This is a genomic window from Polaribacter sp., from assembly GCF_039939415.1.
Lineage (GTDB): Bacteria > Bacteroidota > Bacteroidia > Flavobacteriales > Flavobacteriaceae > Polaribacter.
The window spans coordinates 19,565-43,591 of the sequence record NZ_JBDVJE010000069.1 but is presented as its reverse complement, the minus strand read 5'-3'; the positions used below and the strand labels follow the sequence as shown (position 1 = coordinate 43,591).

General features: G+C 26.2%; 21 protein-coding genes. 1 reads left to right on the top strand and 20 read right to left on the bottom strand.

The genetic code is table 11. The annotated features are described in order from the left end of the window. Positions 1 to 10 precede the first annotated feature (10 nt). The 20 genes from ABJG40_RS11305 to rnpA form a co-directional block, all read right to left on the bottom strand. Positions 11 to 781: a glycosyl transferase family 2 gene (locus tag ABJG40_RS11305; protein ID WP_348024687.1), complete on the bottom strand. Its 771-nt coding sequence runs from the start codon at positions 779 to 781 to the stop codon at positions 11 to 13. A 6-nt stretch (positions 782 to 787) separates the two neighbouring features. Continuing rightward, positions 788 to 2,149, bottom strand: coding sequence for an exopolysaccharide biosynthesis polyprenyl glycosylphosphotransferase (locus ABJG40_RS11300; RefSeq protein ID WP_348024686.1), 1,362 nt, complete (start codon positions 2,147 to 2,149; stop codon positions 788 to 790). A 3-nt stretch (positions 2,150 to 2,152) separates the two neighbouring features. After that, positions 2,153 to 3,379: a WcaI family glycosyltransferase gene (locus tag ABJG40_RS11295; protein ID WP_348024685.1), complete on the bottom strand. Its 1,227-nt coding sequence runs from the start codon at positions 3,377 to 3,379 to the stop codon at positions 2,153 to 2,155. After that, positions 3,372 to 3,920 carry a putative colanic acid biosynthesis acetyltransferase gene (locus ABJG40_RS11290; protein WP_348024684.1) on the bottom strand — a complete coding sequence of 183 codons (549 nt, stop codon included), beginning with the start codon at positions 3,918 to 3,920 and terminating at the stop codon, positions 3,372 to 3,374. Before ABJG40_RS11290 ends, ABJG40_RS11295 begins: the two co-directional genes overlap by 8 nt. Beyond that, positions 3,913 to 4,992 (bottom strand): glycosyltransferase family 4 protein, encoded by a 1,080-nt coding sequence (locus tag ABJG40_RS11285; protein ID WP_348024683.1) that lies wholly within the window; start codon positions 4,990 to 4,992, stop codon positions 3,913 to 3,915. The genes ABJG40_RS11290 and ABJG40_RS11285 overlap by 8 nt, the downstream gene beginning before the upstream one ends. After that, a complete protein-coding gene (locus ABJG40_RS11280; RefSeq protein WP_348024682.1) occupies positions 4,992 to 6,194 on the bottom strand; it encodes an O-antigen ligase family protein in 1,203 nt (400 codons plus the stop codon). Before ABJG40_RS11280 ends, ABJG40_RS11285 begins: the two co-directional genes overlap by 1 nt. Next, positions 6,191 to 7,618, bottom strand: a complete 1,428-nt coding sequence (locus ABJG40_RS11275; RefSeq protein ID WP_348024681.1) for an O-antigen polymerase — start codon at positions 7,616 to 7,618, stop codon at positions 6,191 to 6,193. Before ABJG40_RS11275 ends, ABJG40_RS11280 begins: the two co-directional genes overlap by 4 nt. Positions 7,619 to 7,628: 10 nt before the next feature. Further along, on the bottom strand, positions 7,629 to 8,462 hold the full coding sequence (locus tag ABJG40_RS11270) for a hypothetical protein (protein WP_348024680.1): 834 nt from the start codon (positions 8,460 to 8,462) through the stop codon (positions 7,629 to 7,631). A gap of 377 nt (positions 8,463 to 8,839) precedes the next feature. Next, positions 8,840 to 10,063 carry a hypothetical protein gene (locus tag ABJG40_RS11265; RefSeq protein WP_348024679.1) on the bottom strand — a complete coding sequence of 408 codons (1,224 nt, stop codon included), beginning with the start codon at positions 10,061 to 10,063 and terminating at the stop codon, positions 8,840 to 8,842. Positions 10,064 to 10,068: 5 nt separating this feature from the next. Further along, positions 10,069 to 11,220, bottom strand: a complete 1,152-nt coding sequence (locus ABJG40_RS11260) for an HAD-IIIA family hydrolase (protein WP_348024678.1) — start codon at positions 11,218 to 11,220, stop codon at positions 10,069 to 10,071. Beyond that, positions 11,220 to 12,089, bottom strand: coding sequence for an N-acetylneuraminate synthase family protein (locus ABJG40_RS11255; RefSeq protein WP_348024677.1), 870 nt, complete (start codon positions 12,087 to 12,089; stop codon positions 11,220 to 11,222). The genes ABJG40_RS11260 and ABJG40_RS11255 overlap by 1 nt, the downstream gene beginning before the upstream one ends. A 50-nt stretch (positions 12,090 to 12,139) precedes the next feature. Next, complete coding sequence (locus ABJG40_RS11250; protein ID WP_348024676.1) at positions 12,140 to 13,537, bottom strand: hypothetical protein; 1,398 nt, start codon at positions 13,535 to 13,537, stop codon at positions 12,140 to 12,142. A gap of 159 nt (positions 13,538 to 13,696) precedes the next feature. Continuing rightward, entirely contained in the window at positions 13,697 to 15,160 is a 1,464-nt protein-coding gene (locus ABJG40_RS11245; RefSeq protein ID WP_348024675.1) for an MBOAT family O-acyltransferase, read from the bottom strand. 305 nt (positions 15,161 to 15,465) lie between these two features. Further along, entirely contained in the window at positions 15,466 to 16,005 is a 540-nt protein-coding gene (rfbC, locus tag ABJG40_RS11240) for a dTDP-4-dehydrorhamnose 3,5-epimerase (RefSeq protein WP_348024674.1), read from the bottom strand. Next, the gene (rfbA, locus tag ABJG40_RS11235; protein WP_348024673.1) at positions 16,005 to 16,859 is read right to left on the bottom strand and encodes a glucose-1-phosphate thymidylyltransferase RfbA; all 855 of its coding nucleotides are present in this window, start codon (positions 16,857 to 16,859) and stop codon (positions 16,005 to 16,007) included. Before rfbA ends, rfbC begins: the two co-directional genes overlap by 1 nt. Further along, on the bottom strand, positions 16,856 to 17,869 hold the full coding sequence (gene rfbB, locus ABJG40_RS11230; protein ID WP_348024672.1) for a dTDP-glucose 4,6-dehydratase: 1,014 nt from the start codon (positions 17,867 to 17,869) through the stop codon (positions 16,856 to 16,858). The genes rfbA and rfbB overlap by 4 nt, the downstream gene beginning before the upstream one ends. A 2-nt stretch (positions 17,870 to 17,871) precedes the next feature. Next, the gene (locus ABJG40_RS11225) at positions 17,872 to 18,909 is read right to left on the bottom strand and encodes a hypothetical protein (RefSeq protein WP_348024671.1); all 1,038 of its coding nucleotides are present in this window, start codon (positions 18,907 to 18,909) and stop codon (positions 17,872 to 17,874) included. 30 nt (positions 18,910 to 18,939) lie between these two features. Next, positions 18,940 to 20,619 carry a hypothetical protein gene (locus tag ABJG40_RS11220; protein WP_348024670.1) on the bottom strand — a complete coding sequence of 560 codons (1,680 nt, stop codon included), beginning with the start codon at positions 20,617 to 20,619 and terminating at the stop codon, positions 18,940 to 18,942. A gap of 27 nt (positions 20,620 to 20,646) precedes the next feature. Then, on the bottom strand, positions 20,647 to 22,278 hold the full coding sequence (locus ABJG40_RS11215) for a S41 family peptidase (protein ID WP_348024669.1): 1,632 nt from the start codon (positions 22,276 to 22,278) through the stop codon (positions 20,647 to 20,649). After that, entirely contained in the window at positions 22,265 to 22,657 is a 393-nt protein-coding gene (gene rnpA / locus ABJG40_RS11210; RefSeq protein ID WP_348024668.1) for a ribonuclease P protein component, read from the bottom strand. The genes ABJG40_RS11215 and rnpA overlap by 14 nt, the downstream gene beginning before the upstream one ends. A gap of 154 nt (positions 22,658 to 22,811) precedes the next feature. Between rnpA and ABJG40_RS11205 the strand changes: the two genes are divergently transcribed. Continuing rightward, positions 22,812 to 23,990, top strand: coding sequence for an acyl-CoA dehydrogenase family protein (locus ABJG40_RS11205; protein ID WP_348024667.1), 1,179 nt, complete (start codon positions 22,812 to 22,814; stop codon positions 23,988 to 23,990). Positions 23,991 to 24,027 lie beyond the last annotated feature (37 nt).

Genomic DNA, 24,027 nt, shown 5'->3' with positions numbered 1-24,027 from the left:
ATTAAGGTAATTAGATTCCCCACTTAAAAAAATATTTTATAGCAGACGTAGTATGTTTAAAAAATAGATTTAAGTCTTTAGAAGAACCTTGTTTTAAAACATGAGTAATTTCTTCTTTAGGATAATATAGCTTCTGCTTATCTGAAGAACTTATCTTTTTACAGATATCTACATCCTCCATATATAAAAAATATCGGTCATCAAACCCCTTCAACTCAACAAAATCTTTAGTTTTATATAGATGAAAACATCCAGCTATGTACTCTGCAAAAAAAGAAGAATTTAGGTTCTTATCTTTATATTCTCCTTTAAATATTATAGATTTAAATATAGGTGCTATAAAAGTAAACCTTCTTGCCAACAACTCAGAAACTCTTGGATATCTTCTACATGAATATTGGTGTTTACCATTTGGAAATAATACTTTTGGAGCTATCATCGAAACAATTTCATGCCTTTTTAATTTTGCTATTAAATTAGGTATTACTGTTGAATTAAAGCTAACATCTGGGTTTAGAACTAAGTGATAATTTGAAAAATTTTTAATTTTATTTAAAATAATATTATGGCCTGCTCCAAAGCCAATATTTTTACCTACTGCAATATATTCAACATCTTTTTGATCGAATACACCTTCAAACTGCTTATTTAACGTATTGTCAATTAAAAACAACCGTTTGTTTATAGGCGTATTTAAAAAACATTGTATCGTTTTAGATAGTTCATCTATTTCTTCTTTGTAAACAACGATAGATGCTGATATGTCTATTTTTTCTTTCATTATTAACTAATAAGCACTTTCTTGTCCTTTAATTATATTTAATGCAGTTTGCGAAATAATTTTAACATCTAAAAAGAAAGACCAATTTTCGATATAAAAAATATCTAAACGTACCCTATTTTCAATATCAGATTTCTTTTTCACTTCACCTCTATAACCGGAAACCTGAGCCAAACCGGTAATTCCAGGTTTCACAGAATTTCTCATCAAATAGTTATCAATTTCCTTTAAGTATTTTTCAGTTTGAATATTCATATGTGGTCTAGGACCAACTACGCTCATGTTTCCTATTAAAACATTAAAAAACTGAGGTAATTCATCTAAACTTGTTTTTCTTAAAAACATTCCAACCGAGGTAACTCTATCATCATTTTTTGAAGCTGAAACTAAATCTGACAAATGATTTGCTTTCATCGATCTAATTTTATAACAATAAAATTGTTGCCCATTTATTCCATCTCTTTTTTGCTTAAAGAAAAAATCACCTTTTGAGTTGACTTTAACGATTACCCATAATATAGGCAACAACCATGATAACAAAAAAATGCATACAAACAAAGAAAACAATACATCAAAAGACCGTTTCAATATATGGGTTTCAATTCTCTCAAAAGGTAATTGTTTGGGTTTTAATACAGGTATTGTTCCATAATGCTCAAGAATGAAGTCTTTGCTATAAATTGCTTTATTTTCTGGAATTAAGCTAAACTCAATCTTATTTTCATTACAAAACTTTCTTATTTCTTTTAATTTTAAACTTAAGACAGAATTAATCTCGCAATAAATTTCATCTATATTTTCTTTTTTTGTGTACTCTAAACCATCTTTTATAGAACCCAAGAAACTTTTAGAACTACTTTGTTTATCTGAAAAAAAGCCACAGAATCGATACCCTAAATCTTTCCTTTTCAAAAATAATGCCGCAACATTTTGAGCAGACTTACTTCCACCAAAAACAACAACATTTCTATAATTATTACCTTTTAACCTATATTTTTTTAACAGAAAAAAGAAAAAAAACTTAAAAGAAGTAATTGTTGCCATAAAAGAAAAAACAACATTAGATTGCTTACTAACAATTACTCCCTCCTCAAAAATGGTGAAATATGCAAAGAAAGCTAACAAAAAGACAAAAAACTGAGAGAATAGTAATGTTATTAATTTTAAAACATGAGTATATCTATAAACATTATAAAACTTTGTATAATACGCTATTGACAGCCAAAAGAAAATTATATAAAAAATAAATTGCATATTCCAATAATTGCTATCGGAGAGAGAGAAAATAATACTATTTATGATTAATAAATCAAATAATATTATTAATGGTCTAATTAATTTTGAATATTTTTTAATTTTTAATATCACTATTTAAATTAATTTTTCAAATGTGTCCATAAATTGATTCAAAATTTTGGTTTTAGAGAAGTTTTCTTTAACATATTTTCTAGCATTAGTTCCATATTCTAAACATAGAGTCTGGTTTTCTTTTAATTCTAAAATAAATTCTAAAATTTCTTCAATATTTTTTGTTTCAAAATATTTACCACTTTTAGAGTTATTAATAATAGAGGCAACTTCTGATTTTAAATTCCCTGTAATTAAGGATGGTCTTTGACTAGACATCATTGCTAATATTTTAGATGGCATTACTGTATCTATTACATCAATTTTTTGAAACAATACATGTAAATTTGCACTACACAATAAGTTAGATAATTCCAAATATTCTACAGGGCTGTAAAACATTATATTATCAAAATCTAGTAGTTTTTCCTCTAACCACACTCTTTTACTACCATTACCAACAACCACAATTTCAATATCTTTATATTTTTTTAGTGCTTCAACTAATTTAATAAAAAAATCCCAATCTTGTTTCTCTCCTATATTACCAGAATATAATATTTTAAAACTAGTATTAGTTAAATATTTATGAGTTTTGTAATTGTCTGGCTTTATAAAATTTGAATCTACCCAATTTGGTAAAAGAACTCTCTCTTTTTCTAAATCAACTTTTTTATCTAATTTTAAAATCATTAACGAACTTATAGTACTAATTATATCTGCAGAATTTAAAAACTTTTTTTCTACCCAAAATAAGATTCTAAAAACAAAACTTTTATTACTTTTAGCCCCAACTATTTTAGAGTCTGTAACTGCATCAAATTCAAAGTCTTGTATATGAACCCAAAGTTTTGCCTTTTTAATTTTTGATAAAATTTTACCTAAATAAACAGATCCTATAAATGGAACAATACATAGCACTACATCTGTATTTTTTACTTTAAAGATATTAATAAAGGTTCCAAAAGAAAAATCAATTAAATGTAAAATTCTCTTAAAAAAAGTTGGATTTTTAGGCACATATTGTTTGTATCTATAAACAGTAACATCATTTATTATCTCTTTATAAAAAGTTTTTTTGAGCCTATAATTTTTAGATATTCTCCAAGCAGGGTAATAAGGAAAACCAGTTAGAACTTCTACCTCTATTTCTTGGTCTTTATAAAATTCTGCCAACTGAGAAGTATACAAACCAATGGCAGTATCTTCTGGATAATAGTTAACACCTATAATAGTAATTGTTTTAGTCAATTCTTTTCTTTAGTGGTTTTGCAGGGTTTCCATAACATACCCAACCTTTTGGCATATCTTTATATACACTACTTCTTGCTCCAACAACAACTCCTTTTCCAATAGTAACCCCTGGTGCAATATAAACATCAGTGGCTAACCAGCAATCATCTTCTATTATATTTCTTTTAGAAAAAATTGGAAAATCTACTTTTGTGTAATCATGTGATGCTGAACAAATATAAGATTTCTGAGAAATAACAACATTATTTCCGATATCAATTTCACCTAAAGAATACAAAACTACATCATCTCCAATCCAAGAATAATCCCCAATAGAAATTTTCCAAGGATAAGTGACTTTCACAGAGGGTCTAATGATAACCTTTTTACCAATTTTTGCACCAAATATTCTTAACAAAAATCTTCTAAAACCATATAAAAACTGAGGAGAAGTATTAAAAAATATAGCCTGTACAAACCACCATAATTGTACAATAAAAGCATTTCTACCTCTAAAGTTTTCTGGCAATTTAAATTTATTTAATTGTTGATTATGCATTAATTATATTTTTTAATTCTCTGCCAAATTTATCAATAGTAAAGTTATTTATAAAGTACTTTTTGTTTCTATTTGCAAAAGTTTCAATTTCATCTAAATTATCATTCAAATATTTTAAATTTTCGAATATGCTATTTGAATTTTTTGGTTTGACTAAAAATCCATTTAATCCGTTTTCTATAATATCTGGAATACCTGCATGATTTGTTGTGATAATGATATTATTAGTAGCTAAAGCTTCAATAATAGAAATTGGCTGACCTTCCATTTTATAAAACGTTGGTAAAATAAATATATTACTCCATTCTAAAAGTTGTTTTTTATCCTGACCTTTAACAACTCCTAAATAATTAGTATTATCTAGTTTATTTAATTTATTATATATTTTTTCCTTTAAGCTTTCATCTATATTGCCTGCAATTTTAGCTTCATAAGTAATGTTTTGCATTTCTAGAATAGCAAGTGCATCTAACAAAAATAGAATACCTTTTTCTTCCATTAAATTGCTTAAGTATGTTATTTTGAGTGATGAGTTATCAACATCTACATTTTCTTCAAACAAATAATCTTCAGCAAAATTATATAGAATATATATTTTCTCTTGGGGTAGAAATGGTGTTAAATTACTTTTTAATGATTCTGACAACACAATACCTTTATTGAATTTAGAAACCAAATAATGAAATATTCTTTTTTTAAATCCTTTTAAAATTGAATATTCTTTCCCTAAATGATTACCATGAACGTGTATTATTAACTCCTTTTTAAATATAGAACCTATGAAGATAAAAAGAGCATATTTTAAAATACCAAAAAAGGTTTGACCAGTGGTAAAATATATAACATCATTCTTTAAAATTTCATAAAACTTAAAATTCAATCCTAAGAAAAATAAAAATTTTTTAAATGAAAAAGCACCTATATCTTCTTGAAAAACTGGATATGAAGTATCAATTTTACTAACCTTAAACTTTTTACTTTGAGAAAGTATATTATAAGCAACTTCATTGGCTAATGAAACTCCTGAAATAGGGTTTGGAAATGGACCAATGATTAATACATTTTTTATCATTATTCTTGTGCTTTTTTTAAACTAAAAAAAATAATAAAAAAAGCAAAAAATATTACTCCATTTTCTCTTTCCAAAATATTTTCGAACAACATAGCTACTCCATAAAAAACGATTACTGTAAGTAATAAATAGTTATTCATTAACAAAGCATTTGCAATTTTAGTATAATAAAAATATAGAAACAAACAAATAAGAGGTAAACCTCCAATTAATAAAAAACTTAAATATTGATTGTGTGTATTATAGTTTTTGCCAATAAAAAATTTATCTCTAGACTCTGATTTATTTTTCAATTCATCATTATAATCACCTATTCCATAGCCAAATATTGGAGATTCTTTAAACAACTCAAAACCATCAAATAATAACGTGAATCTTATATTTGAAGAAGTTGTTACAGTACCTTTTTCTATTTTTTTAAGCGTTAACAATTCTTTGAATTTATTTTTAGTTTTAGGTAGCACAACTAAAAAAGAAATTGACAATAAAATGACTAAAAAGTTTTTGAAATAGTTTTTTGACTTAATAAAAGACCAAATTGTTAATGCAATTAATAGCGCTATCATTGGACCTTTTTTTGCAAGAATAATCAGAAAAAAAGCTAATAAAATAGTTAAAATTACAAGTACAAACTTGTTAAATTTTAGTTTTTCATCAATAAAGAGTTTAATTGCAAAAATTATTCCTATACAGATATGCATTGACAGATATATAGGGTGAATACTGTATTTTCCATAATCTATCATAATAGATCTTGGATAATTTCTTATCATTTCTGAAATGGTATCTTGAGTAATTAGATACCATAAAAAAGGAATTAAATTAAATAATGAAACACCAAAAATAAAAATCCAGAGATATAATTTTTCAAATTTAAATATGCTTGTAATATTCTTTTTACTTAAAAATGAAAAGACAAAAGGCATTACAAATAGTGAAGCCATTGTAAAAAGTTTGGCTACACCAAAATTCACATTTTCAGAATAAAAAAGTGTAACTATAATATATAAGAAAAAAAATGTACTAGTTAATATAAATTTATAATTTATCTTGTTTTTTTTTAATATACTGTATGTAATAATTGATAATGAAGCTAAAGCTAATAGTATAGACTTCAATACTGAAGGCACCAAAATCAATAAAAATAAAACTGCAATAATTACTTCTAAAATTCCTATTTTTTTTCTTTCAATTACTTTCATTTATGACTTGGCTTAGTTAAACTTCTTATAAAAGAATTTATAAATTTTGGAAGATAAATAATTGCTAATAATGGCCCAATGAAATATGCAAAACCATTTGTAAAATCTCCTCTAAGCAAAAACAATAAATGCATTGCAAAATAGAATGCAACAACTTTTTTTAATGAATTATTTTGAAGCAACCATTTATACATTACAATACTTGTATAAGCTAAAATTATAGGAAATATAATAACTCCAAGAATTCCAAAATTTAGAAAACCTTCAGAAATTAATGGATTAGATAAGTTCGTAAAATTAAAATTATAATCATTTACTAAATGCTCACCAACAAGTTGACCTGATGAAATAGGTTTACTTGTCCAAAAACTTCTTGGTACAAAAAACAATAACCCACCTAATAATTGATATCCATAAGAAAATCCGTAGTTTCTGACCCAATCTATACTTACAGAAATATTTGAAAAAGCATCATAATTTAAAGTATTGAAAGCGTTTGTTATTCCACCGCCTTTTATCTCTTTTATCAAAATTAATGGTGAATTATAGATCTCTAAAAGAGTAGCATCACTATGTGTAATCATAGCCATTAATGGAAATGCTATAATCATAGCAAAAAACAAAAACGATAATGTTTTTAAATTACTACTAATTAATTTAGGAGAAAATAAAAATAGTAAGGATAAATAAATTGGTCCTAAAGCATTACGTTTTTCTGTTAATGGATTTTTAAACCAAAATAGAAAAAACAAGAAAAATATAAAGGCTACACAAATAATTTGAAAATTAAACCTCCTTTTCTTAGCATTATTTAAATAGTTATAGCAAATTATAATACCAGTTAATGGTATCATAAACAAAAATTTTTTCCAAATTAATAGCATTGATTTTGATGTTTCTCCTGATTTTAACCAATTAGGGTTAATAAATTCTTCTTTTATAAAAGAAAAACTTATAGAAAAAACCATAAATACAATAAGTAAAAGTATAATTATAACTATAGGTTCATATTTATGTGCCTTATAAATTTTAACAATGTTATTACTACGTTTTACTCGTTTTTTTAATAGAATATAACTTATAATAAAAATAACATTAAATACTAAAATTAAAATATTCGTATAAATTGTTAAACTTTCATCAAAAGGAAAATTATTAACGAATTTAGGTTTTACAACTTCATCAAAACTATTGATTTGAGTTATTGGAGCAGCTAATAAAAACAAATAATTAAATACTATATAGGAAGATAAAAAAGGTGAATATTTTTTCTCATAATACAGATGATAAATAGTTATACCTAAAACAACAATTGCATTTACAAAAAAGGAAGTCCAAACTAGAGCACTAACTTTAAAAGTTAAGAATAGTAAAAAAGATAAGGTTAAATAAATAACGATAAAAAAACTTTTGAAACTAACCATACATCTATATTTATCTCATTAATTTTATTTGTGCATATACATAAAGAGATACGCATTTAAAAAAGTATAAAAAAACTAGAAACCAAATATAGTTTTTCAAATCTAAATAGGTTAGCACCAAAATAAATGAACCCCACAATAAATGTGAGACAATATTAATTCTGTTAAAAACTCCAAATTTATCGTTTGCTAAATAAAATGGATGAATAACATAATAAAATGCGCTAATTAAAAATATGAGAATTGTATAAGGTAAAACAGAATAAACCTCATCAACTTTGCTATAACTTTCTAATATACCTGTAAAATTGATTGCATAATAAGCACACAATACAAGAAACGAAACTGCTATATAAATTAACAATACATTGTTTTTTGAAGCTTTAGCTTTTATAAATTTATCTTGTAAAATATATTTTTTGATTAATGGATTGTAAACAGAGTTAATACCTGTACTAATTAATAAAAAAAAATTCCAAATATTTAATATATAACCAATGGTTACCAAATTTTCTGGATCAGCATATAGTTTTGCTAAGTTCATAAAACCTAAGCCAGAAAGCCACCCTAAAACACTTACCGAAAATAGATTTATAATCTTTTTCCATTCTTCAAGATCTAAATAAATTGGTTTAAATTTTATAATATCGAGTTTAAAAATTTTTACTAAAATAAGCATTAATATTAACCCAACACTTTTACCTAAAAAGAAAGCTAAAATTTTATTTTCGAAAATAAAAACAGCAGTAATAATTACTATGAATGATATAAAATATAAAAACTGAATTAGTAATGCCTTGTTATGTTCTTCTATTAGTTTATAGTAATTGGTTAAATAAACCATGTAAGCATTTATGAGAATGCTTATAAAAATACAAAGGAAAATTAAGCTATTTTCAGTATTATAATAGTTGTAAAAATTTTGTTTAAACACTAAAAAAAATAGTAGATAAACTGTTATAATTAGAAAGGAAGAGCTTATAAGCTTATTTGTAATTTTATCATAAGTTAAAATATTTTTTGAATAAATAATGTTAGAATTATTAAGAGGTAATAATAAACTTAATAACTGCTCTAAAGAAAGTAACAAAAGAATAGTTACATATTGCTCTGAGTATATACCAACAGCAAAATACAAAAGAATCAGGTAATTAAAGCCTTTAGAAAAACCTGAAACAAAAATATATTTTAAAGAGTTAAAAAAGAATTTCTTTTCACGCATTAAAGATGTTTTAAAATTCCATCAACAATTCTTAGAGATGCTTTACCATCTACTTTAGCCACATGTTCATCAAGGTAAGCTTTAACATTTTCTAGATTAACTTCTACATCATCAAATGTATTTTTAAACTTTTCTCTATCATAAAAATACTCTACAATAGTTTTAGGATACTTTTCTTCTAAATTTTCAGACAAATCCCATCTTGGAGATTTAATTTTTTTATTTAAAAGTAAAGCATATACTAGTACGGAAGAAAAATGACTAACAACAAATTTAGAGTGATATATAAAGTTTTTAAAATCTACATCTGTGATAATTTTAATTTGGTGCTCTTTGAAAAAATCTACACAAGTACTAATGTCTCTTCTTGGATGTAATTTAATTATTAATTTATGATTTTTTTCATTTGTAATAGCTACTATATCTTTTAAGAAAAGTAACCATTTTTGAGAATCCCAACCATGTACTTCTTCACTTAATCCATCATCAAAATAAGCTATATAATTATGGTTTGATAAATTTAATTCTTCTGAACAAAATTTCGCTTTAGGATGAATTTCGCTAATGTAAAATGCATCTAATTCTGGATTACCAACAACTTCAATTTTTTCTTTAGGAAACCCAAAATTCTCAACCATAACCTTTAAATCCGAAGGGTAAAAAACAAAAGATTTGTTAACTTCTAACTCAGAGGAATATTTTGGAAATTGTGTGAATTTTGTATGATCTACAATTGCTGTTTTAAAGAAATTAAAAGCTTTTGAAACGCTGTTAACTTCTACTAAATAATTATATAAAGCGTATTTATTTTTCTTGTTTAATTTAGAACGTAATTTATTTCCTCCAGATTTTTTTATATGATTTTTTACTACTTGTATACTTTCTGAAGGTATTAACATACCATGACTTAGATGAAATATTTTAATATTTAAATCTTTACAAATTTGTACAATAGCCCTATCAATCATAAAAGATAAATTTAACATAACAATTGCACTAGGATTTTCTTTTAAAATGATATTTCTAATTTTATTAGTTTTGTAATAAGAAATATCTCTTAAATTCATTCCTTCAATTGCTGTTTCAATTTCATCAATTTTATGGATAAATGAAGTTGTATGTAGCAGAAGTGTTTCAAATCCTTTTACTTTAAATATTGGATCTAATCTTAGAAAATTTCTATATCCTTTATCCCAATTATCATAGTAAAGAATTTTTTTCATAAAATTTATGCATTTAAAATTTTAGAAACAAATTCTCTAAAAACACCTTCTCCACCTTTTTTTTCTAGATGAACAATGTTGTTTATGTTTTTAATTTTAGAAAGTGCATTACTTGGGCAAGCTGCAAAGCCAACAGCAGATAATAATTCAAAACAATTAATATCGTCTCCAATATATGCTACTTCACCTAAAGTTATATTTTCAGTTTCGCACATTAATTTTACAACCTCTAGTTTTCCTCCATGTTTTTTACCTTGATATAGGTAATCAACTTTTAGTTTTTTTGCCCTATTAGCTACAATATTTGTATTTTCAGAGGTTACAATACCTGTTTTAATACCATGTTCTCTTAAAAGCTGAAAAGCCATACCATCATGCGTATTAAACTTTTTTAATTCATCTCCATTTTCAGAGTAATACATACCTGCATCTGTAAGTACACCATCTACATCAGTAACAACTAGTTTTATAGTTTTTACAGAATTCTTGTTCTTTAAAACAAATCTTTTCATTAAAGATTCTGCAACTATCCAATCTTCTATTTCATCAATTTCTACAGCAGTATATTCTGGCATTATAGAAATACCTATATTACCAGAAAGTCTATTTTTATTTTCTACAATATTTTTAACTTTATTGATATAAAAAGCACCATTTTCTAAAATAAAACCATCAAAATCTTGTCTTCTTGGTCTATTTTTATAATCGTAATTCTCTGACTCACCTTTAGAGGACCAAATAAATCTTTTACTTTTTACACATGATAAAACCGAATCATAATTGTTAAAAATTTTTAATCCATTTTCTAAATCTGCATTTGTTAATAATGGTGATGTAGCCTGAATTAAAATAAAATTTGTATCAGCAGAAATATTTTTATTAGAAATGTATTCTAACAACACACTTTCTGTAGACGAAGTATCTTCTGCATTCGCTTTATCTCTCTGATAAATTTTTACTTTATCAAAGTTAAAAGACTTTACAGTTTCTTCAATTTGTTTACTATCTGTTGCTATAACTACTTCATTAATAACTTTAGTTTCTACAGCAGCTTTTATAGACCAATAAACTAGTGGTTTACCACAAAAAAATTTTATGTTTTTAAGTGGAATAGATTTACTTCCTCCACGTACAGGAATAAAAGCTACAGTTTTCATTATTTCCTATACTTTAGTTTATCTCTTTGAACTTTTTCTATATCTAAAATTTCAGCATCTTTATAGGTGAGAGATTGGTAAGTTGCATTTAAATCTCTACATAATTTCCTTAAACCTGTTGGTTCTAAAGAAGCTGCATGATCTGTACCTTTCCAAGTTCTATCTTTCGTAAAATGTCTTTCTACCCAAGTTGCACCTAATGCATAAGCTGCATTATCAATTGCAATTCCTAAATGATGACCAGAAAAACCAATATCTTTTACTCTGTCTTTATATTCGCTTATTAACCGTTCAATTTCTAATAAACAAACATTATTAAAGGGAACAGGATAACCTGATGTACAAGAATAAATCACCAATCTATTTTTTGCTTGATCTGTTTCTTCAAAAAACTCTACAATTTTCTTTTCCTCATCTTGAGTTGTCATTCCAAAAGATAAATGAACTTCACCATTAAAATCATCTCTAAGTACTTTTAACATATCAAAATGATTATTACATGCAGAAGGCACTTTTAATAAGCATGGATTAAAGGTTATCATTTCTTTTGCAGAGGTAACATCCCAAACAGAAGTTGAATATTCTAAATCAATAGAGTCACAATATTCTTTTAGTTTTTGGTGTTGATCTACTGAAAACTCTAGGAATTCCCTATGTTCTCCATAAGTATCACCATAAGAATTGGATTGATTTGGATGAGGTGCATTATATTGATCTTCAGTTAATAATTCTTTATTATTTCTTTTTTGAAATTTAGCCACGTCTGCTCCACAATCTTTTGCTAACTTTAAAAGTTCTAAAGCAATTAAAAAATCTCCTTTATGATTACAACCAATTTCGGCTATAACTTTAGGTCTCTTATATTCCATAGTTTTAATAATTCTTTTTTTTATTAATAATGTAAAGTTAAATGCAAATATCAGAAAACTTCTTCAATAGTTAAGCTTGAAGGGATGATATATATATCATTTTCTTTTGTTACATTTCCTTCCCAACTTAATATTTTATTTTCTTTTGACGTTGGTCCCAAAATTATTCTTAAATCTTCAGAATCAACCTCTACTGCTAACGAAATATTATACCAATTATTTTCTAATTCTTTAATTGCATAGTTTTCAACTTTAAATCCATTTAAAGCATCAATACCATAAACAACACCTTCCTCTAAATTAAAAACTGCATCCACTCTTTGTGGATATTTTCCTTGGATTCTTATACCAAAAAAAAGTCCATAATTTCCTTTCTTAACTTTTATATTCACTAAATATTTTTTCACTCCATTTACTTCAATAGGTTTTGTGTGAATAAATGAAGATTCTGAATAAGAGGTTCTCTTTAAATTAAAGATTTCATTATCACCTGTAGAAAGTAGCTCTTTTTCTAATACAATTCTAACTTTACCCCACGTTTTATGGTTGCCCAATAGCTTAACTTGACTTTTTTTTCGATATATATTTTTGAATTTTTTAGTCTTATTACTTATTTCAACTACACTTCCTTTCTCTAAAATACTTGCAATATAAGGAGCAATCTTCCTACTACCACGAGCGTTTAAATGAGAATAGTCACTGAAATCATCAAAAGATAAATTCATTTGATTAAAAGATTCATTTAAGTCAAAATAATTAGCTTTATGCTTAGCAAGCAAATTTTTTATATACTTAATAATTCCTTGCCCATGTTTGTTATAAATATTTTCTATTGATGGTGGTGTAATAAATAAAAGGTTTATTTTATGCTCTTTACTTTTATTTATAATATTTAAGATACTTTCTTCTTCTTTTAAATCTAATCTAACTTCATTAGATTTTAAAATTTTTTCAGAATAATCAGTTGCTTGTTGCCTTAAATCTTTTTTAGAGTTCCTTTCCTTAATGCTCAATTCATCACTAATATTTAAAGTAAATCCTTTAGGGTTTACTTTTTTAAAATTCTCAATTCTTGCATTGGTCTCAATTATTTCTTTGGATAAATCACTATGAAATCTAACTGTTTCACTCATTACTTTTGGATAGTCATTAATACTATAAAAAGTATTAAGTAAACTAAAATAATTTCTTGAATAACTCAATTCGTCTAAAGAAGCCATCTGCAAAAACAACCACCATTTTTCTTTTATTTCACTAAATTGCCAAGGAGAAATGGTAACAATTAAAGTCTTTTTGGGACGTAATTCTTTTTTAATTATATATTCATTAAATATTGCATTAGTTATTAAAAAATGCTGTGCTTCACTTCCAATATTAATACTTTTTGTGTTAAGAGTTCTGTCTATATAATTTACATCATAAGACCTTCGAGAAAGTGAATTTCCCATATATATATAATCATTTTTTGCCTTTTTTAAATTAGTTAAAGTTGTATGTAAAAGTTCATCATGTAAAATTAAAGAGTCTAAGCATTTTAACACCCCAATTGTCAACAAAGTAAAAATCACACATTTTATATAAAACTTACGCATCTTCTTTAAGCAAATTTAAAATTGAAAATAAATAAATTGAGATGTATCGCTATCTCCATAAACTCCATAAAAAATTAAAATAAATACAATTAACAAATATGCAATCCATCTAAAAAAAAGAGGTTGTCTACTTAATATTTTTTCTATATTTTTTCTATTATTTATAATTTCAAAAAACAACAAACTAAAAATTGCTACAATTAAAATCACAAAATCATTTCTTACCAATCCAAGTTTATATAAGTCTTTTGTAAAAAGCTTTATATAATTATTATCTGTAAGACCACTTAAAATGATAACTGCATCGTTATAATTATTAGCTCTAAAAAAAATCCATGCAAAACATACTATACAAAAAGTTATAAAAGAAAATAATAATTTATATGATGCTGTATTCTTTTGTAATCCTATTCTATTATAAAGGTTTATTCTCACTTTATTTGTACTTTTTTCTAAAACGATTATTAACCCATGAATAACACCCCAGATCAAAAAAGTTATTGCTGCTCCATGCCATAAACCACTAATAACAAAAACAATAAATAAATTTACATAAGTTCTATATTTCCCGTTTTTATTACCTCCTAAAGGTATATAAACATAATCTCTAAACCAAGTAGAAAGAGAGATATGCCAGCGTTTCCAGAACTCTGTTATTGATTTAGAAAAATATGGTGATTTAAAATTTTTCATTAAATCAAACCCCATAGTTCTTGCTACTCCAATTGCAATATCTGAATATGCTGAAAAATCACAATAAATTTGAAATGCAAACAAAATGGTTGCAATAATTGTTTCTACACCAGAATATTCGCTAGGATTATTATAAACTTGGTTTACCAAAATCGCAGCTCTATCTGCAATAACCATTTTTTTAAATAAACCAAATGCAACTAAAAAAAATCCTGATTTGACTACATTATAATCAAACTTATATGTTTTATAAAATTGAGGCAGTAAATGTGATGCTCTTTCTATTGGACCTGCAACTAATTGCGGGAAAAAGGAGACAAAAGAAAAGAATGCTAACCAATTATTGGTAGGCTTTAACTTATCTCTATAAATATCAATTGTGTAACTTAATGTCTGAAAAGTATAGAAACTTATTCCAACAGGAAGTATAATATTTAAAGTTGAAATTTCAATTTTCTTTCCAATAAAAGTAAATGTATCTACAAAGCTTTCTATAAAAAAATTAGTGTACTTAAAGTAAAATAGGAAACCTAAATTTACTAAAAGACTTATTCCTAAAAGGCTTTTTTTATTATGCTTATTTTTAAAAATTTGTTTTCCTACAATAAAATCTACAAAGGAGCTAAGAATTATTAAAAGTAAAAAACGCACATCCCACCAACCATAAAAAATATAACTAGCAAATAAAATTAACACATTTCTTAATGTTAAATTTTTTGCAACTATCCAATATAACACAAAAACAATAGGAAAAAAAAATGCAAAATCTATAGAGTTAAATAGCATCTATATTATATTTAATATTATTATTTTAATTACCAATTATATATTAATTGTATGTTTAATTTCTAACACTATTAAATCTTTCTAATTAGACTAATCAATTTAGATATATCATTACTTAAATTATTAGTGTCGTCATCTAGTATTTATAAATTATAAAAAAAACTTTATTGTATCAATATTTATAGACATCCCTCGTACTTATTTTTCATCAAAAAATAAATTTTAGAAGAATGCTTTTTCCATAACAAATAAACTAGTATATTCTCAGTCTTGATAATACAAATATTTTCATATTGGCTCTGATTTTATAAATTCTTAAACATTTGCAACTTCATATCTTTGTCAGACAAAATAATCTCTTTTTTTTCTAACCCCCAATCAATATTTAAATTTTCATCATTATAAATTACACCATCTTCTGATTCTGGATAATAATAGTTATCACATTTATAAGACACAATTGTACCGTCTTCTAAAACAGAAAAACCATGTAAAAACCCTCTAGGAACAAATAGTTGTTTATTATTATCACCAGATAATTCTATTGAAAATACTTTTCCAAAAGTTTCAGATTCTTTTCTTGCATCTACTGCAACATCCAAAATTTTACCTTTAACAACTCTCACTAATTTTGCTTGTGCAAATTCTCCTTTTTGTAGATGTAAACCTCTTACAACTCCATATTGTGAAGTAGATTGGTTCCCCAAAACAAAATCTCCTGTAAAACCTGTTTTTTCTTGAAATTCCTTTTTATTATATTCTAATAAAAAACAACCTCTATTATCTTTAAAAAAAGTAGGTTCTATTACAAAACAATCCTTTAATCCTGTTTCTTTTACAATCATTATATTTTTAATAAATTATTTGAATAACCACTTTTTAATAGTGGCTTTGATATTTCTATCATTTGTTCTTTTGTTATAAAGCCAGCACTATAGGCAGCTTCTTCAATAGATCCAATTTTTAAACCTTGTCTTTCTTCTATCACTTGTACAAATTGAGATGCTTGCATTAAAGAATTAAAAGTACCTGTATCTAACCAAGCAGTTCCTCTATCTAAAATTTCTACAGATAGTTTCCCTTTTTTTAAATACACGTTGTTAACTTCTGTTATTTCTAACTCGCCTCTTTTACTTGGCTTTATATTTTTAGCAATTTCTACAACATCATTATCATAAAAATAAATGCCAGGAACCGCATAATTAGATTTTGGTTTTATTGGTTTCTCTTCTATAGATATTGCTTTTAAATTTTCATCAAATTCTACAACTCCATATCTTTCTGGGTCATTAACATGGTATGCATATACAATACCTCCTTCTGGATTATTATTTGCTTTTAATAAAGAAGACAACCCAGAACCATAAAAGATATTATCTCCTAAAATTAAAGCTACTTTATCATTACCAATAAATTTTTCTCCAATAATAAAAGCCTCTGCCAAACCATTTGGATGTTCTTGAACTTCATACTCAAAACTACATCCTATTTTACTTCCATCTCCTAAAAGTTTTTTAAACAATGGTAAATCTTGTGGTGTAGAAATGATTAATATTTCTCTAATTCCTGCAGATATTAATGTAGAAATAGGGTAATATATCATGGGCTTATCATACACTGGCATTAATTGTTTACTTACAGCTAATGTAAGGGGGTGTAATCTTGTACCAGAACCTCCTGCTAAAACTATTCCTTTCATAAGTAACTATATTTTTCTAAATACCATTGGATGGTTTTTTTTATTCCTGATTCAAAATTTTCATGCGCCTTCCAACCTAATTCTGTTTCAAGTTTATTTGCATCAATAGCGTATCTAAAATCATGACCAGGTCTATCTTTAACAAAACTAATTTGTTCTTTATATGATTTTTTTTGCGGTATAATTTCATCTAGAATACTACATATTGCATCAACAATATATAAGTTATCTCGTTCGTTTTTGCCTCCAATATTATAGGTTTCTCCTGTTTTACCAGTATTAAACACCAATTCAATTCCTTTACAATGATCTAAAACATAGAGCCAATCTCTAATATTTTTTCCATCACCATAAATAGGGATTTTTTCTCCAGAAATTGCTTTTCTTATAATTGTTGGAATCAACTTTTCATCATGTTGTTTTGGTCCATAATTATTAGAACAATTTGTAGTAACAACATTCATCCCATAGGTATGAAAATAACTTCTCACCATAAAATCTGATGAAGCTTTAGATGCACTATAAGGGCTATTTGGCGCATAAGGTGTTTTTTCTGTAAACAAACCTGTTTCTCCTAAGGTTCCATATACCTCATCAGTAGAAATATGTAAAAATCTTGCTTGTTCAAAACCTTCTTTAAATACATTTGGACTTTCCATCCAATATTCTTTTGAGACATCTAAAAGATTAAATGTTCCAAAAACATTGGTTCTAACAAACTCATCAGGGTTTTTAATAGAATTATCTACATGAGATTCTGCAGCAAAGTGAATTACTCCAATAAAATTATGTTCTTTAAATAAACTTTCTACTAGCGTTCTATCACAGATATCACCTTTTACAAATGTATATCTAGGATGATTATCTATTTCTGATAAATTAGCAACATCACCTGCATAAGTAAGTAAATCTAGATTTACCACATGAATTTCTTTATTATTCTCTATAAAGTAAGGAATAAAATTGGAGCCAATAAATCCGGCTCCACCAGTAATTAAAATTGTTTGCATTCTTACTTTGTATAATTATTTAAATAAGAGTTGAGTTTTAGTAGTAATAGTATGAAAATCATACCAATAGATCCTAAAAGAGCTAACTGAAAAGCTTTGTTTTTAGTTACTCCTTTTATTTCTGAACCAATAGGTTGAAAATTAGAAATCACATTAATGACTTCGTATTTTTCAGATTTATCTTCTGCTATTTCTTTTAAGAGTAAATTTATTTTTCTGTTAGATTCGAATAACTCCAACTCCTTTGTTGTTCTTTTTTCGCCACCTAAATCTATACTGGTTCCTGTAGATTGCTTCTTAGCTTCCGCTATCATTACTTGCATATATACTTTTCGCAAAGAATCTAACTGAGCTAAGTTTTGACGATAAATTGAGTCTGTTCTATTTAAATCTTCGTTAGTTAGTACTTTTACTCTTTTAAAGTATTTGTTATTTATCACAGAAGAAATAATAACTTCATCCAATTTAGAAAATACATTATTTTTTTTAGCAACAACTTTAATTTTATGTATTTTGTAGTCTAAATCTTTAAAAGATGCTTTAAATTCATCAAAAGTGTAACTTTTTACAGTGGTTGTATCTACTTCTAAAATAAAATCGTTGTAGGAGTTTATAATATCATTTTCATTTACAATGGGTTCTATTGTAAATTTTCTAAGTGATGCTGCTTCTGGTTTACTTAATTTAAACGTATTTTGAATACCTGAAGTATCTTTTTGCTTTACCAAATCGTTATAATAATTAATGTTATTATACAACTGATTTGCACTTTCGAAATTTGGTTTTACCAACATTTCAGACTCGTATTTATCTGAAGATTTCACCTGAATAAAAACACCACTTGCAAAACCGATAATAGCAGCAATTCCTATTTTAATAATATTCTTTTTTATAAAGAGTAGAATAGTAATTAAAAAATGAAAAACACCTTTAAAAATACTTCCAATAAAATTAAAAAACTTAGAAAATCCTTTTCCTATAATTACAAATAAAGAACCTAAATCTACTTCTTCTTCGTTGTTTGGTTGGTTTGTTGACATTGTTTGGTTTTAATAAAAACAGTTAAACTGTTAAAAAATTTGTTCTAATATTTTTTGAGTGATTGCATAGGTTGGTGTAACACCAGTCATCCCTAAACCTCCTGAAGCTAATGTTGCCCCTGTTTCTAAAGGATTATCAGATGCATAATATGCATATCTTACTTTTACTTTTTTTGAGATATTACCTCTAATTCTAGATGCAGATTGAATTGCTTTTTGGTAATGAGCTCCTTCCATTTCTAAGCCTATTACATTCCAAGTAGAATCGTGAAAAAACTTTAATAAATCTTTATTTTGTAATGAGGTTCCTAAAACTGAAATCATAGATCCATCAAAAACATCTACCCCAAAACCTTCTAAATCTTCTTTAGATAACTCATTTTTAAAAGGATAATTGTCTGCTGTTCCTTCAAAAATATGTGCTGAAGGAATCATAATATCTCCTTTTCCTCCTTCTAAAATTCCTGCTTTTCCCATAATAGAAATAGACTTCACAACTAAATGATTCTTCTTTTTTGTGTTCTTATATGGTTTTAAAAGTTCATCCATCGTTTCATAAGCCTGTTCTCCAAAAGCATAATCCATAACAATAATAACTGGACTTTTATTTATAGAATTCTCTTTTTTAAACGTTGATACATCGAAGTTTATTTTATCAGTATCTATAACTTGTACATTTATATTTGTACCAGAGGTATCTCTAATATAAATCAATCCATTTTCAGATGCATATTCTTTTACAGTCTTCTGTAAAGGTTTACTATCTGAATTACTTAAAAGTTGGTACAACTCAAAACCCTCTAGTTCTGCTGCTTCTTTTGGCAAAGCACCTTTTGCATAGATAGAGTTTAATACACTGTGCATATTTGCACTTATTATATGAATTGGTCTATTTAAAAGTTGGTTTTCTTTTAATACTTTCTTTATATTATTTGCCCAAACTTCTCCATAAATATGATGTCCTATTTCTTCAATTAAAACAGAGCTAAAAGTAACATTTCTCTTTTTATTATCTAAAACCTCGTTAATTGCTAATTTACCTAACCAATAAATTAAATGAAAAAATCTATCTTGGTAATCTTCTGTTTTTAAAGATTTATGTATTCCTAAAACTTCATCAAAAGTTCTTCCTAAAATATTACCTAAATGAGCTATAGCAACTTCTCTTTCTTGGGGTGTAATTTTCTTGTTATGAATTACAATATCTTCTAGATAGTTCCATTCTCTAATAAAATGATCTCCTTCTCCAATTGTAACTCTTTTCTGAATCTTGTGAGATTCTATAAATAGAAATGTTAGATGTGTAAGAATATCATAAATTTCAGATCTACCTCTGGTAATTTCGATATTCATTTGATCTTTATCTATTCTATAACAATTTCTTCTTCTTTTTGGAGGAATGATTGTTTCAAAATGAGAATCGCTATAACCTTCTTCTGCAGTTAAATTTATAAACTGACATTCTTCAATTCCTTTTGGAAGTCTTTCTATAACATAAATTAACCCATTAAGTTCTACTCTATCTTCTGCAATCGACCCATAAATTTCTGGTCTTAAAGACAGTAAAGACTTTCTTAAAGTTTCTCCAGAAATACCCATTGGTTTATAAAAACCCCTACTAAATAAATGACGCATAGAAATGTATAATTTTTCTATAGCATTTGTAGATTCTTGGGCTCTAGTTCTATCTATTTTTTTTGTTTTCACCATTCTAATTCTTAATCTTCAAAGATAAAATTATTTAGCAGATAATACCTGTTTATAATTATCTTGATTTTTTAATAATTTTACAGCTTTTTTTATAACCAAATCGTTTTGTAGATTATGATTGTAAACTCCTTCTTTATAATAGTACCTTTTTAAGATTTCTTCTTTTAAAACTCTTTTTAAAATATCTTTATTTTTTGAGATTTCTTCAATTTTAGTGTCTAATAATTTTTTTTGAATTTTCCCATATTCGCAAAAAATATTTTTTGATTTTACACTATTAAATGCTTCTTTAAATAAAGACTCTTGCTTAGTTACAAATGTTGTATCTGATTTTAAATAAGATGTAAATTTTTTAAAATCTGAATCTTTAAAAACAAATTCATTAACATTTTTAACTGTTTTGTTTTGATAAAAATAATTAGTAGAAAAATTAAAAATAGCTCTAGAGTTTAATAGTTTTTTGGTTGACTCTGTTTTTTTGGAGGTATTAATTATTACATCTGGTAATACTCCTCCACCATCATAAACAGTTCTTCCATTTGCTGTTTTAAATTCATTTATACCTTTATCAGAAAACTTAGGTACTTTACCATCTTTATCTCTATTTGCATAATCTAGTTCTTGAATACATCTACCACTTGGTGTATAATATTTAGAAATAGTTACTTTTAATTGAGTGCCATAAGTTAACTCTCTATAGCGCTGTACAAGTCCTTTACCAAAAGAGCGTTGGCCCATAATAACTGCTCTATCATAATCTTGTAAAGAACCACTTACAATTTCTGATGCAGATGCAGAACGTTCATTTACTAAAACCACAATAGGAATTTCTAAATCTATAGGATTATTTGTTGTTCTGTAAATATTACTCCATTTTTTAACTTTTGCTTTAGTACTTACTATTTTTTTCCCTTTTGGAAGAAAAAAGTTAGAAATTCTAATAGATTCTAACAAAGAACCTCCTGGATTAGAACGTAAATCAAAAACTAATTTTTGCATTCCTTCTTTTTTTAATTTTCTAAATGCCTTTTTCACTTCAGAAGAAGCCTTGTCATTAAAACGTGTTAAAACTATATAACCCGTTTCTTCATCTATCATTTTTGCAAAAGGAACAGGATTAACTGTTACTTTATCTCTTGTTATTTCTTTAGAAATAATTTGCCCTTGTCTTTCTATTTCTACAAAAAACCTACTATTGGGAGTGCCTTTTAAATACATAGAAAGCTGATCTCTTTTCATGTTTTTAAGAGATTGTCCATTAACAGAAACAATAATATCTCCTACTTTTAAATTTGCCTTATCTGCAGAAAAACCCTTATAAATTTCATTAATTTCTATTCCTTTTTTTGAATAAAATACAGAAACACCAATACCTCCATATTCTCCTTCTCTTCTAATTTTAGCATCTTCTACATCTTGCTCATTATAAAAATTTGTGTAAGGATCTAAATTTTTAAGTGTATTTTTAATTGCTTTATTAGTAAGTTCTGCAGGGTTTATCTCATCTACATAATACATATTTAACTCTTTAAATAATGTATTATAAATTTCTATCTGTTTGGCAACTTCAAAAAATTTAGATTTAAATGAAAACGATATAAAAACGGTTGCAACTAAAAGAAGTACTATCGTTTTTTTTGAAAGGTTAAACTTTATCATTTTTTATTTTTTTTGTTTCGTCTACAAATTTTGTTAATAATTTTTCCATTTTAGAAAAAAGCTCTTCATAAGCCCATTCTTCTTTCCCAATATACGAAATCATAAAAATATAAGATTCATCTAAATTATTATAAACAATTTCTTTTTGTAAACGATAAGTTTCACGCATCAATCTTTTAATTCTATTTCTATCTACTGCTAACTTAAAATTTCTTTTAGCAACAGAAAAACCAACCTGTGCCGGAAAATTTGATGTGTGTTTTGTTTGTAAAAAAATCATCCTAAGAGGAAATGCTTTTACAGAATTTCTTTCTTTATAAAGTTTTTCTATTAGTTTTTTACTTTTTAAGCGTTCTTCTTTTCCTAATGTGTATTTCATTATTACAAACTTAATAGAAAACTATAACTTTTAATAGTTTATGCCCGTTAAGTTTAAAAAGTTACCTATTTTTAGATACCATTATCTATTGATTAATTGTTTTATTTTAAACATTAATCAATAATTTTGTTTAAATTTATATCAACCAATATTTATGAAAACAGATTTATTTCAAGCTCCAGATTATTATAATTTAGATGATTTAATAACTGAAGAACACAAGTTAATTAGAAGTACTGCTAGAGATTGGGTAAAACGTGATGTTTCTCCTATAATTGAAGAATACGCACAAAAAGCAGAATTTCCTTCTCAAATTATTAAAGGGTTATCAGAAATTGGTGCGTTTGGACCTTACATTCCTTCAGCATATGGAGGTGCTGGTTTAGATCAAATTTCATACGGGTTGATTATGCAAGAAATAGAACGTGGTGATTCTGGTGTTCGTTCTACAGCTTCAGTACAATCTTCTTTAGTAATGTATCCTATTTACGAATACGGAAATGAAGAACAACGTAAAAAATATTTACCAAAATTAGCTTCTGGTGAGTGGATGGGGTGTTTTGGTTTAACAGAACCAAATCATGGTTCTAATCCAAGTGAAATGGAAACCAAGTTTAAAGATATGGGTAATCATTATCTTTTAAATGGCGCAAAGATGTGGATCTCTAATGCACCTTTTGCACAAGTTGCAGTTGTTTGGGCTAAAAATGAAGAAGGTAGAATTCATGGATTAATTGTAGAACGTGGAATGGAAGGTTTTACAACCCCTACAACGCATAACAAATGGTCTTTACGTACTTCTGCAACTGGAGAATTAATTTTTGATAATGTAAAAATACCAAAAGAAAACTTATTACCTAATAAATCTGGTCTTGGCGCTCCTTTGGGTTGCTTAGATTCTGCAAGATTTGGTATTGCATGGGGAGCAATTGGTGCTGCAATGGATTGTTATGATACTGCTTTACGTTACTGTAAAGAAAGAGTACAATTTAAAAAACCTATTGGTCAATTTCAATTACAACAAAAAAAATTAGCAGAAATGATTACTGAAATTACTAAAGCACAATTATTAGCTTGGAGATTAGGTACCTTAAAAAATGATGGAAAAGCAACTTCTGCTCAAATTTCTATGGCAAAACGTAATAATGTAGACATGGCAATTAAAATTGCTAGAGAAGCAAGACAAATGTTAGGAGGAATGGGTATTACAGGAGAATATTCTATAATGCGCCATATGATGAATTTAGAAAGTGTAATTACTTATGAAGGCACACATGACATCCATTTATTAATAACTGGCTTAGATGTAACAGGCTTAAACGCATTTAAATAAATTGTGTTTTCCCTAAATCGTATTCGTTAAATTTTAA